This is a genomic window from Sphingomonas sp. Leaf38, assembly GCF_001421825.1.
GTDB lineage: Bacteria > Pseudomonadota > Alphaproteobacteria > Sphingomonadales > Sphingomonadaceae > Sphingomonas.
This window is the reverse complement of record NZ_LMLD01000004.1, coordinates 91,329-102,922: the sequence shown is the minus strand read 5'-3', so window position 1 is coordinate 102,922 and position 11,594 is coordinate 91,329. Positions and strand designations below refer to the sequence as shown.

Below are 11,594 nucleotides of genomic sequence, written 5' to 3'. Positions count from 1 at the left end.
CGCCTAGCCCCCCCCCGCCCCCTCCCGCAAGCGGGAGGGGAGAGATTTACGCTGCATCCTCGGCATCGAGCCCGTAGGCGGTATGCAGCACGCGCACGGCAAGTTCGGTATAATCCTCTTCGATCAGCACGCTGACCTTGATCTCCGACGTCGCGATCGCCTGGATGTTGATCCCGCGTTCGCCCAACGTCGTGAACATCGTCGAGGCGACGCCCGCATGGCTGCGCATCCCGACGCCGACCACCGAGACCTTGGCGACGCGCGTGTCGTGGACGATCGTCGCATAGCCGATCGCGTCCTTGGCCTTGGCGAGGATATCGAGCGAGCGCGCGAGGTCCGCGGCGGGCACGGTGAAGGTGACGTCGGTCGAGCCGGTCGAATGCGCGACGTTCTGCACGATCATGTCGACGTTGATGCCGCCGTCCGCGAGCGGCGCGAAGATCGCCGCGACCGAGCCGGGGCGATCGCTGACCTGCGTCAGCGTGATCTTCGCCTCGTTCTTGTCGTGCGCGATCCCGGTGATGAGCTGGCGTTCCATATCGTCGATTTCCTCTTCGCCCACGATCAGCGTGCCGCGGTGGCCGTCATTGGTATCGCCGTCCTCGAACGAGGACAGCACGCGCACGCGCACATTCTCTTTCATCGCCAGGCCGACAGACCGGGTCTGCAGCACCTTGGCACCGACGCTGGCGAGTTCCAGCATCTCTTCATACGTCACCTTGCCGAGCTTCCGCGCGCGCGGGACGATCCGGGGATCCGTCGTGTAGACGCCGTCGACGTCGGTATAGATGTCGCAGCGATCGGCCTTCATCGCCGCCGCCATCGCGACCGCGGAGGTATCCGACCCGCCACGGCCCAACGTCGTGACGCGATCACCATCCGCCACGCCCTGGAAACCCGGAATCACGGCTACGACACCGTCCGCAAGGCTCGCATCGAGTGCGACCGTATCGATCTCGCCGATCCGGGCCGAGCCATGCGCGTCGGACGTATTGATCGGGAGCTGCCAGCCGAGCCACGACCGCGCCTTGCAGCCCGCCGCCTGCAAAGCGATCGCAAGCAGCCCGCTCGTGATCTGCTCGCCGGCCGAGACGACGACGTCATATTCCTTCGCATCGTACAGCGACGACGCCTCGCGGCAGAAGCCGACCAGCCGGTCGGTCTCGCCCGCCATCGCCGAGACGACGACCGCGACCTGGTTGCCCGCATCGACTTCGCGCTTCACGCGCGCGGCAACGTTGCGGATCCGCTCGATCCCGGCCATCGACGTGCCGCCGAATTTCATCACGATACGGGCCATGAACTGCGCAAATCCCTTTGGGTCGAAGCGGCGGCCCTGATAGGTAGCGCGCATGATACTGGCAAGTGACACCGTAGACGGCGCAACAATCGATCCGCGCGAGGCCGCGCATTTCGGCACGATGGCAAAGGACTGGTGGGACCCCAAGGGCTCGTCCGCGCCGCTCCACAAGCTCAACCCGCCGCGGCTCCGCTATATCCGCGAGCAGGTCGACGCGCATTGGGGTGGCGACGGGTCGACCTTCACGCCGCTGGCGGGGAAGACCGCGCTCGACGTCGGCTGCGGCGCCGGGTTGCTCTGCGAGCCGCTCGCCCGGCTCGGCGCGGCGGTGACGGGGATCGACGCCGCGCCCGAGAATATCGCGGTGGCGGAGATCCATGCGGCGCAGAGCGGTCTGGCGATCGACTATCGCGCGGGCGGCGTCGAGGGGCTCGTCGGCCAGTTCGACCTCGTCACCAGCCTCGAGGTGATCGAGCATGTCAGCGATCCCGCCGGATTCGTGCGCGGTCTGGCGCGCGTGCTGGCGGACGGCGGGTTGCTGATCCTGTCGACGCCCAACCGCACGCCGCTGTCGCGGCTCGCGATGATCACGCTGGCGGAGGGCACCGGCACGATCCCCAAGGGCACGCACGACTGGAACAAGTTTCTGACGCCCGAGGAACTGACGGCGTTGCTGAAGGATGCGGGGCTGCGCGTGACGGACACGCGCGGCCTGAGCTTCTCGCCGGCGACCGGCTTTACGCTGAGCGATTCGACCAGCCTCGATTACTTCCTGACCGCGGTAAAAGCCTGATCCGTGGCCTCTTCCCCTCCACCCCGGCGGAGGCCGGGGCCCAATTGGGAAGGCCGTGGTAACGAAACGCTGCCCCTGATCACCGCCGTCCCCCAATTGGGCCTCGGCCTCCGCCGGGGTGGGGCCTATCAGGATGGTGGCATCAGTGGTTGAGCGCCCCCCTCCCCAACGCTGTTCACCCGCGAAGGCGGGGGCCCAGTCTGGGCACCCGCCTTCGCGGGTGAACATGCTTCTGTTGCTCGCGGCGCTGGCGATCTTCCTTATCACCCTCGCCCTCCTCCGCCCCGTCGACCACGACGAAAGCCAGTACGTCGCCGCCACCGCGCTCACTGCCCGCGGGCTGCTCCCCTATCGCGACTTCGCCTACCTCCAGACACCACTTCAGCCCTACCTCTTCGCCCCCCTCGCACTGCTCGCCCGCGCATGGACCTGGCCAGCGCTCCGCATCGCCAACGCGCTGCTGGGGCTCGCCACGATCGCCGCGGTCCACCGCGCCGCGCGGATCGGTGGCGCCGGCCCCCGCGCCGCCGCCATCGCGGCCGCGCTGTTCGCCACCTGCGACATCCTGCTCTTCAGCATCGGTACCGCGCGCAACGACGCACTCCCCGCCGCGTGCCTCGCGCTCGCACTCCCCGCCATCGTCAGGACCGCGCGCGACCAGGCGCGCCGTCGCGACGCGCTCCTGATCGGCGCACTGCTCGCCGCCGCCGCCGCCGCCAAGATCTCCTATGCGCTGCCCGCGCTCACCTACGGCATCTGGACTCTGCTCCGCGCCGACCGCCGCCCCTGGTGGACGCTGCTCGGCGCGCTCCCCTTCGCGGCACTTACTGGCGCAGTGTTCCTCCAGGCCCCCGACGCCTTCCTGTTCGGCGTGCTCGGCTTTCCCGGCCGGGCGCCGACCGAATGGTATCAGGCGCGCCCCTGGAAGCTGTCGAACGCAGCGAAGCTCATCGACACGCTCAAGTTCCTCGCGCTCGGCCCCGCCCTGCTGGCGATCGTCGCCACCACGGGCAGGCGCCACCGCCGGCACCTGATCCTCGATCTGCTGATCCTCGCCGGCCTGATTGCAGCGCTCGCCCCCGTGCCGACATGGCGCCAATATCTGCTGCCGATGTTGCCCGCCTTGTTCGTGCGCGTGGCACTGGTCTGGCACGCGCACCCGCCTGGCAAGGCGATGCGGGTCGCCGCTATAGTATTTGCCTGCGCCGGTCTTGCGCCCACCGCCGAGGCCGTCGCGAACGGCGGCATCCCGATGCACGACGCGCTGCAGACCGCCACCGCGGTGCGCGCGACTCTGGACCGTGCGCACGTCACCGGCCCGGTCGCGACGCTCTCCCCGCAATTCCTCCCAGGCGCGGCGATCGACCCGCGCTTCGCCCCCGGCCCCTTCTATTTTCGCAGTACGGCGCTGCTCGACGCCGGGCAGGAACGCCGCCTCCACCTCGTCTCGCACGCGCGGATCGGGCTGCTCGGCGATCCGCCCGCGATCCTGACCGGCGGCGAAGGCGCCTGGAGCAGCGGCGACGACCGGATCGACGCGCTGCTCGCCGCCTACGCGATCCGCCGCGGATACCAGGCGGTACCGGTTCCCGGCACCCGCTTCACGCTGTACGTCGCACGCCCTGCTTCGCCGCGACCAGTCCCGCATAATAGTCCATGAGCTCGACCGCATGCTCGCGATCGCTGCGAACGTGCCGGGCCGCCACCGCTGCCGCGCGCCTGAGCAAAATGCGGTCGCGCGCGAACAGCCGACCGATCGCCGCCGCCGCGCTCTCCGCCTCGCGCGCTGCGTAGAGCTCGCTCGCGTGGGCGTCCGCGACTTCCGCGCAGCCCCCCGTGTCGGGCACGATCAGCGGCAGGCCCGACGCCATCGCCTCCGACGCGACCAGCCCGAACGGCTCGGCTTCCGACCCGTGGATCAGCGCATCGCAGCTCGCCATGATCCGCGCCAGCCGCTCGCGATCATAGACCGGCGCGAACATCCGGATATGCGGCGATCCGCCGATCCGCCGCGCGATCGCCTTGCTCTGTGCACCGGTGCCGATCAGGATCAGCCCGACCGGCAACGTCGCGCCGGCCCGCGCCACCGCATCGACCACCAAAGGCCAGCGCTTCTCGCCGTGATGCCGCCCGAGCCCGAGCAGCAGCATACCGTCCTCGGGCAGGCCGCACTGTTGCAGCAAGGCCGCCCGCAACCGCGGGTCGCGCAGGTCCGGCGAGAAATGCCCGCGTTCGATTCCCAGTGGCATCGCCACGTCGATCCGCACGCCGCGCGCGCGCAAACGCTTTTCCAACGCCGGGCCGTTGGTGACGACGACGTCGTATTTCTCGAGGAAGCGCCGCATGTACCGGCTGTACCAGCCAAACCCGCGCTCGATCTGGTCATGGCTCGCCACGCCCGCGAACCAGCGCTGCGCATAGGCCGCGATGTTGTCGTTGTGCATGAAGAACGCCTTGACCGCGCGGCCCTGCCAGTCGCCGACGAACCACGCGGGCCGCCACGGCGAGCAGCATTCGACCACGTCCGGGTCGAGGTCGTCGAGGACGCGGTGGATCGCGCGCTCGTCCCAGAACAGCCCGTAGTTGCGATCGAACGGCATCCCCGGCGACTTGAGGTATAGGATCCGCCCGCCGCCCGGCCGTTCCTCGATGCGGTCCTCCTTGCCCGGCGCGACGACGATCAGTTCATGACCCATATCCGCCATGATCCCCATCTTGCGGTCGACATAGGTCCGCACGCCGCCACCGGTCGGCGAGTAAAACTCGTTGACGTCGACGATCCTCACGCTTCGATTCTCACGTCACGATCCTCATGGCGTGACCGGCCCGAACCCGCCGAGCCCGCGCAGATATTGCGCGGCGATCTGCACGCTCGTCACGCCGGCCCCCACCTCGACCAGCGCCTGCTCGACCTTGGGCCGCGACCGCCCGAGCTTTACGTTGCTCGCAAACCCCGCGCCGTCGGACCAGACGCTGAACTTGTTCTTCCCGTCGCGGTTGTGCGTCAGCAACAGCGCGTAGCGGCCCGGCCGCGGCACCCGGATGCACATCGTCGCAGGGCCGCTCGCGGGCGTCGGCACCACTACCCGTCGAAACGTCTTGCCCGCCGCGATCAGATCGCGGTCGTCCTTAAGAAAATCCGCTTCGTCGCCCGGATAAAGTTCGAGCTTCAACGCGCCCGTGCGATCCTTCAGCCCAGTGATCTCGACCGCGATCGCCGGGCCTTCTCCCGGCCGGCACGCCGCCGCATCGCTGCCGAGCACCTGCGCGCGCGCGGGTCCCGCCGATACGACCGACGCGAGCACCGCCAGACCATAGCGAATCATGCCCGCATCCTGGTCAGCGCCGCGTGGATGCCGAACAGCACGATCAGGCCGACATGCACGAGCAAGGTCGCCGCCGCGGTAAACGCGATCAACTCCGACAGCGCCTGATCCTGGCCGATCAGCAGGATCGCGATATTGGCAAACAACAGATCCTTGTTCGGCACCAGCGGCAGGCGCGACACGAGCAGACGGCCCGCCGCGAGGAACAGCCACATCCCCATCGGCACCCCCGGCAGCGCGTAATGCCACGCGAACGCGATCAGCACCGATCCGCACAACAACCGCAAGCAGTGGATCCCGAACACCCACCACAGCCGCGCGCGGGGCAGCGAAAACACGCGGCGCGAGAAGATCAGGAACGGCAGCGAGATCGCCAGCGTCACTCCTGCCGATGCCAGCACCGTGCGGAACTGGTCGTGCGTCAGCAGATGCCGACCAAGCGGCAACGCGATCGCCACCAGCAGCAGCGTGACCGCATTGCCTGCGATCGCCGACAGGATCGTGACGTCCTTCACCGCGCCGAACGGCGACGCCACCATCCGCGCCCTGGCCCGCGCCCACGCATAGAAATAGGCGTCGCCCGAATAGCCGAACACGACTTCGTTCGCGATCCGCTTCTTGATCAGCGCGACGAGGCCGCCGAGCGGGATACCCCACAACCGACGGAAGATTACAAAGTCGCCGGTCGGCGGCGACATGTAGAGCAGCGCGAAGCACAGATAGAAGCGCGGATCGTGCGGCACCGAGCGCGACAGCCCGGCAAGGCCCTGCCCGAGCAATGCGCGGCCGAGCCCCGCGATCATCGCCAGCGTCAGGACCGCGCCGATGATGGCTGGCCAGCGACTGCCGATCGTCTTCAGCGGCTCGAGGCCGGCGCATGCTATGTCCGCATAGCTGTCGGCATCGGTCGACTTCGCTCGCGTGTTCAATTGCCGGTCCTCAAGCCGTTCTGCCGCGTGTCGCGCGGTCCAATAGCCGCCCGTCGGCGCGCATGCACGTAAAGTCGGTTTCATTCGGTCGCGATCTCCGCTCTACCAATCGCGCATTATGATGACCGCCATATTTCAGTGACGTCCCCGCCACCGCGCGCGCGGCACATCCTGACCTACGCCGAGGACCTGCGCGGTGGCGGCGTCGAGCGTGCCCAATTGCGCCTTGTGCGCGGCTGGCTGGCGGCGGGGCGGCGGGTAACGCTGGCGATCGAGGATCTAGCTGGGCCGCTGGCGGTTGAACTGCCGGACGGGCTGGAGATCGTTTCGCCGTCGCGGTTGCTGGCGCTTCCGAACGTGGTGCGCCGTCTCGCGCCCGACGTCATCTTCTGCCCCGGCAACTTCTACACCGGCATCGCGGCATGGACCCGGCTCCGGCTCGGCCGGGATTGCCCGCCGATCGTCGCCAAGATGTCCAACGCCCCCGCACGCGCGGATCACGGCCGGCTGATGCACGCCGCACACCAGATCTGGCTCGCGCGGCACGGCAGCTTCCTCGACCACCTCGTCGCGATGACCCCGGCGACGGCGGACGAGGCGGCGCGCGCGACGCACATGGTCGGGCGAACGAGCGTCATCCCGAACCCGCCGACGGTACGGATCCCGGGTGCAGTGCCTGACCTGCCGGCACGCTACATCCTCGGCGTCGGTCGGCTGGAACCGCAGAAGCGCTGGGATCGCCTGATCGCGGCGCTGCCGTCTTTGGCGGACCAGAGCATTCCGGCGGTGATCCTCGGCGAAGGCGACGAGCGGGGGGCAATCGAATCGCAGATCCGCGCGCTGGGCTTGGGGGACCGCGTTCGCCTGCTCGGCCACAGCACCGACCCGCTGCCGATCATGGCGCGCGCGCAGGTCGTCGTGCTGACCTCGGACTATGAAGGCGTTCCCGGCGTGTTGCGCGAGGCGCTCTCGGTGGGGACGCCGGTGATTTCGACCGAATCGAGCAGCGCGGTGGCGGAGATCATCGACCGGCCTGATCGCGGTACGATCGTCGCGCGGGACGATCCGGCGGCGCTGATTGCGGCGTTGGATTCATGGCTGGCGCCGACCGCACCGCGACCTGAACCGGTGCCGCAACCCGGTGCGGACTCCGCCGCCCGCTATCTCGCGCTCTTCGACCAGTTGGTGCGGCGGTAGCGCCTATACCCGATCAGGTCGTACCTTCGGCCTCCACCTTCTCTTCTTCCCGCTCCGAGCGCCGCTCGAGCGCGGTCTTGATCATCGCAGTCATCGGGTCGGCCAGCGCCAGCCCCAAGATCCCGAACAGCGCGCTCGCCATGATCTGCGCGCCCAGCGTCAAGGCCGGCGGCAGGTCGACGGTGCGCTTGGCGACCATCGGCACGATCACGTACCCGTCGATCGTCTGCACCACGAGATACGTGCCGATCGCCCAGTATCCCGTGTCGACGCCCGCGCTGAACCCGACCGCGACCATCAGCACGCCCGTCACGATCGCGCCGACGTTCGGAATGAACGCCAGGATGCCCGCGATGATGCCAAGCAGCATCGCCATCGGCACGCCGCCGATCGCCAGCGCGATACCGCTCGCGACACCCTCGACCGCCATGCCCAGCAGGCGCCCGGCGAGCAGCTTGCGCAACGTCTCGCCCATCTTGACCAGCGTCCTGCCGAATTCGGGCCGCAGATCGACCGGCACCATCCACTGGAGCCCGCGCGAATAGGTGCCCGGATCCATAGCGATGAACAGCCCGAGGATCAGGATCATGAACATGCTCGTGATCGCGCCGATCGCGGTGCCGACCCACGACGTCACGCGCCCGACCGAGCCAAGCGCCTCCTTGACGATGCCGTTGACGTCCGACGCGCCCGGCATCAGCCCCTGCGACGTCAGATAGCCGGTGAAACGGTTCGCCTGCATCTCGAGCGTCGAGCGGAGTTGATTGACCTGTTCGGTCACCTGCACCCCGGTCAGAACGAACGTCCCGACCAGAAACGCGAACGTCAGCAGCACGACGATCAGCAACCGCCAGCCGCGCCCGATCGGCAACACCCGCCCGAGCAGCCGCACGCCGCCATCGAGTAGAGCTGCGAACACGACGCCGGCAAAGATGATCAGCAACGGCTGGACCAGCACGATCAGCAACGCGATCACGCAGGCGAGGCCGAGCCAGATTACCGCGCGCTTCAGTTCCTTGCGCAGGAACGGATCGCGCATCTCGACCGGGCTGAGCTCGTCGACGGGCCTTGTTGCGGCCATCTCAGTTCGCCTTGGCAGGGTGCAGCGACGTGCCGGCGCGGTCCGAGCGCAGCGATCCCCACCAGGTCAGCGGGTTGAAGGTCGCATCGCCATCGAGGCTGAAGGTGATGAACTCCGCGCGGCCGCCGAGATTCTCATACGGCACCGGACCGCCGAGCCCGAGCTGGCTCAGCGCGAACCGGCTGTCGGCGGAGCGATCGCGGTTGTCGCCCATCAGGAAGACGTGGTTCGCAGGGATCGTGATCTCCGCGAAATTGTCGCCCTGGCTATCGGATTCGAGGTCCACGGTCTCGTAGCGGCGGCCGTTCGGCAGCGTCTCGGTATAGGTTGGCAGGCGGCACATCTCGCGCCCGTCGGGCAGCGTCTCGCGCGCGCCGGGATAGTCGATCTCGCTGCACGGGCTGTTGGTGTCGACCGGGATTAGCGTGTCGTGAAGGGGCCCGCGCTTCACCGCGACGCCGTTGAGGAACACGATCCCGCCGCGCACCGCTAGCTTGTCGCCAGGCAGCCCGATGACGCGCTTGATATAGTCGTTATGCGTCCCCGGCGGCGTCACGATCACCACGTCGCCGCGTGTCGGCAGCGATCCGAACAGCCGCCCGTGGATGAACGGCAGCGATACGCTCCAGCTGTCTTCCTGCTGGCGCAGCACGACGCCCTTGAAGATCGCGACCGGGTTTGGGATCGTCGGCGACACGAACGACCAGCCATAGGCGAACTTGGTCACCACCAGCCGGTCGCCGATCCGTAGCCCCGGCAGCATCGATTCGCTGGGGATATAGAAGGGCTTGGCGATAAAGCTGTGGAAGCCGAGCACGACCAGGATCAGCCAGAAGATCCCCTTCACCTCGCCCCACCAGTCGGTGCCGCGGCGGCGGGGGGTGTCCGGTGCGGCGACCGTCGGAGCGGTGGCATCGGCCGCCGTCGCCTGCTGCGCGAGGGGCTTGTCTGGGAACTCGTTGCCGTCCAACGCCGCGTCCTTCATCGATTCATATCTACTTGAGATATCAGAGGTATAGCTTCGATGATCACGAAGGCCTGCGCCCAGGGGTGATCATCCGTCATCGTCAGATGCACGCGCGCGGCGTGGCCTTCGGGCGTCAACGCGTCAAGCCTCGCTTTGGCGCCTCCGGTCAGCGCCAGCGTCGGTGCCCCGCTGGCGGCGTTGACCACGCCGATATCGCGCATGAACACGCCCGCGCGAAACCCCGTCCCGACCGCCTTCGAAAACGCTTCCTTCGCCGCGAACCGCTTGGCTAGCGTCCCGGCCTTGGTAAACGGTCGCCGCGCCGCCTTGGCGCGCTCGACATCGGTAAACACGCGCTGCTCGAACCGCGCGCCGAACCGCTCCAGCGACGCCGTGATCCGCTCGATATTACACAGGTCGGACCCGAGCCCGATAATCATCGCAACGCCTGTAGTCGGAAGACAAAGGATTTTGTTCGCGCGGAGGCACGGAGGCGCGGAGAGTTTGAGAGCCGCAAGTGCGGCGAAGAAGATTGGAGAGGGCCGATCGAACGGAGCGCGGAAGCTCCCTTCTCCTCCGCGTCTCCGCGCCTCCCCGCGACCAAACCTTCTTGCCTACCGCGCCGCATCCATAGCCTCGCGCATCAGCCGAACCGCCTCGCCAAGCCCGACGAACAGCGCCTCGCCCACCAGGAAATGCCCGATGTTCAGCTCGCGAACCTGCCGGATCGCCGCGATCGGCGCGACGTTGTCGTAGGTGAGCCCGTGCCCCGCATGTACCTCGATGCCGTTCCTCGCCGCGAGCGCCGCCGCGTCGGTCAGGCGCCGAAGCTCCGCCGTCCGCGCCTCGCCCGAGAGTTCGGCGTATAAGCCGGTGTGCAGTTCGACCACCGGCACCTTGAGCCGCACCGCCGCCTCGATCTGCCGCGCGTCCGGCTCGATGAACAAGGACACGCGTATCCCCGCCCCCGCCAAGGCGTCGACCAGCCGGGCCATCCGGTCGTAATGTCCGGCGACGTCGAGCCCGCCCTCGGTGGTCAGCTCCTCGCGCTTCTCAGGTACGATGCACGCCGCGTGCGGCTTGTGACGCAGCGCTATGCCCAGCATCTCGTCGGTCGCCGCCATTTCCAGGTTGAGCGGAATCGCCAACTCGGCCGACAACCGCGCAATGTCGTCGTCGGTGATATGCCGGCGGTCCTCGCGCAGGTGCGCGGTGATTCCGTCAGCCCCCGCCGCGGCCGCGGCCAAAGCCGCGCGCACCGGATCGGGATACCCCGCCCCGCGCGCATTGCGCACCGTCGCGACGTGATCGATGTTCACGCCCAGGCGCAGATGCTCGCTACCGGGGAGGCTCATGCCGCCGCCCTGCTGCCGGGCTTGATCGCCGGAATCGCCGCCAGCTCGGCGGGCAAGGCATCCGCCGGATAGGTCGGGACGTCGAGCCGGATCAGCGGGAAGAACGGCACGCCCAGATCCGCCGTCCCGTTCGAGCGATCGACCAGCGCCGCCGCCGCGACCGTCACGCCGCCCGCCCGTCCGATCGCGGCGATCGCCTCACGCGACGACAGCCCGGTGGTGACCACGTCCTCCATCATCAGCACCGTCTGCCCCGGCGTCAGGCGGAACCCGCGGCGCAGCTCGAACACGCCGTCGGGCCGTTCGAGGAACATAGCCTCGACGCCGAGCGCACGTGCCATTTCGTGCCCCGCGATCACGCCGCCCATCGCCGGCGACACCACCCCGCCGATCTGCGCGCGCAGATTGGCTGGGATCGACGCAACCAGCGCCTCCGACAACCGTGCGCCCCGCGCCGGGTCCATCAACACCCGCGCGCATTGCAGGTAGCGCGAACTGCGCAGCCCCGAGGACAGGATGAAATGCCCTTCGAGCAACGCTTCGGCAGCGCGGAATTCGGCGAGCACGTCGTCTTCGGTCATCGCGGGTCATCGCTCCAAAAGGATCTGCCGCGCTGATACGAGCGCGCGAATGGCCGCGCAACGAC

At 68.3% G+C, this 11,594-nt stretch carries 12 protein-coding genes; 3 read left to right on the top strand and 9 right to left on the bottom strand.

Going from position 1 to position 11,594, the window contains the following annotated elements; translation table 11 throughout:
• Positions 1-46: 46 nt before the first annotated feature.
• Positions 47-1,300, bottom strand: a complete 1,254-nt coding sequence (locus ASE88_RS00680; RefSeq protein ID WP_056474393.1) for an aspartate kinase — start codon at positions 1,298-1,300, stop codon at positions 47-49.
• Between the two features lie 52 nt (positions 1,301-1,352).
• On the opposite strand from ASE88_RS00680, the gene ubiG reads away from it, so the two are divergent.
• Positions 1,353-2,093, top strand: coding sequence for a bifunctional 2-polyprenyl-6-hydroxyphenol methylase/3-demethylubiquinol 3-O-methyltransferase UbiG (ubiG, locus tag ASE88_RS00675; protein ID WP_056474207.1), 741 nt, complete (start codon positions 1,353-1,355; stop codon positions 2,091-2,093).
• A 226-nt stretch (positions 2,094-2,319) separates the two neighbouring features.
• Positions 2,320-3,753: a hypothetical protein gene (locus ASE88_RS00670; RefSeq protein ID WP_056474204.1), complete on the top strand. Its 1,434-nt coding sequence runs from the start codon at positions 2,320-2,322 to the stop codon at positions 3,751-3,753.
• On the opposite strand, the gene ASE88_RS00665 is transcribed toward ASE88_RS00670, so the two are convergent.
• The 3 genes from ASE88_RS00665 to ASE88_RS00655 are packed head-to-tail and all read right to left on the bottom strand — an operon-like array spanning position 3,695 to position 6,432.
• Positions 3,695-4,879 (bottom strand): glycosyltransferase, encoded by a 1,185-nt coding sequence (locus ASE88_RS00665; protein WP_056474201.1) that lies wholly within the window; start codon positions 4,877-4,879, stop codon positions 3,695-3,697. The two genes, ASE88_RS00670 and ASE88_RS00665, sit on opposite strands and share 59 nt — an antisense overlap.
• 24 nt (positions 4,880-4,903) lie before the next feature.
• Positions 4,904-5,419 carry a DUF2141 domain-containing protein gene (locus ASE88_RS00660; RefSeq protein WP_056474198.1) on the bottom strand — a complete coding sequence of 172 codons (516 nt, stop codon included), beginning with the start codon at positions 5,417-5,419 and terminating at the stop codon, positions 4,904-4,906.
• On the bottom strand, positions 5,416-6,432 hold the full coding sequence (locus ASE88_RS00655; RefSeq protein ID WP_235527607.1) for a hypothetical protein: 1,017 nt from the start codon (positions 6,430-6,432) through the stop codon (positions 5,416-5,418). Before ASE88_RS00655 ends, ASE88_RS00660 begins: the two co-directional genes overlap by 4 nt.
• A gap of 54 nt (positions 6,433-6,486) precedes the next feature.
• Between ASE88_RS00655 and ASE88_RS00650 the strand changes: the two genes are divergently transcribed.
• Positions 6,487-7,545, top strand: a complete 1,059-nt coding sequence (locus ASE88_RS00650; RefSeq protein ID WP_056474195.1) for a glycosyltransferase — start codon at positions 6,487-6,489, stop codon at positions 7,543-7,545.
• A 13-nt stretch (positions 7,546-7,558) separates the two neighbouring features.
• Here the strand turns inward: ASE88_RS00650 and ASE88_RS00645 are convergent, their stop codons facing one another.
• The 5 genes from ASE88_RS00645 to pyrE form a co-directional block, all read right to left on the bottom strand.
• A complete protein-coding gene (locus tag ASE88_RS00645; protein ID WP_056474193.1) occupies positions 7,559-8,626 on the bottom strand; it encodes an AI-2E family transporter in 1,068 nt (355 codons plus the stop codon).
• A gap of 1 nt (position 8,627) precedes the next feature.
• Positions 8,628-9,611 (bottom strand): signal peptidase I, encoded by a 984-nt coding sequence (gene lepB, locus ASE88_RS00640; protein WP_055882086.1) that lies wholly within the window; start codon positions 9,609-9,611, stop codon positions 8,628-8,630.
• On the bottom strand, positions 9,608-10,033 hold the full coding sequence (acpS, locus tag ASE88_RS00635; RefSeq protein ID WP_056474191.1) for a holo-ACP synthase: 426 nt from the start codon (positions 10,031-10,033) through the stop codon (positions 9,608-9,610). The genes lepB and acpS overlap by 4 nt, the downstream gene beginning before the upstream one ends.
• Positions 10,034-10,207: 174 nt before the next feature.
• A complete protein-coding gene (locus ASE88_RS00630) occupies positions 10,208-10,948 on the bottom strand; it encodes a pyridoxine 5'-phosphate synthase (protein ID WP_056474188.1) in 741 nt (246 codons plus the stop codon).
• The gene (pyrE, locus tag ASE88_RS00625) at positions 10,945-11,529 is read right to left on the bottom strand and encodes an orotate phosphoribosyltransferase (RefSeq protein WP_056474185.1); all 585 of its coding nucleotides are present in this window, start codon (positions 11,527-11,529) and stop codon (positions 10,945-10,947) included. The genes ASE88_RS00630 and pyrE overlap by 4 nt, the downstream gene beginning before the upstream one ends.
• Positions 11,530-11,594: the final 65 nt, after the last annotated feature.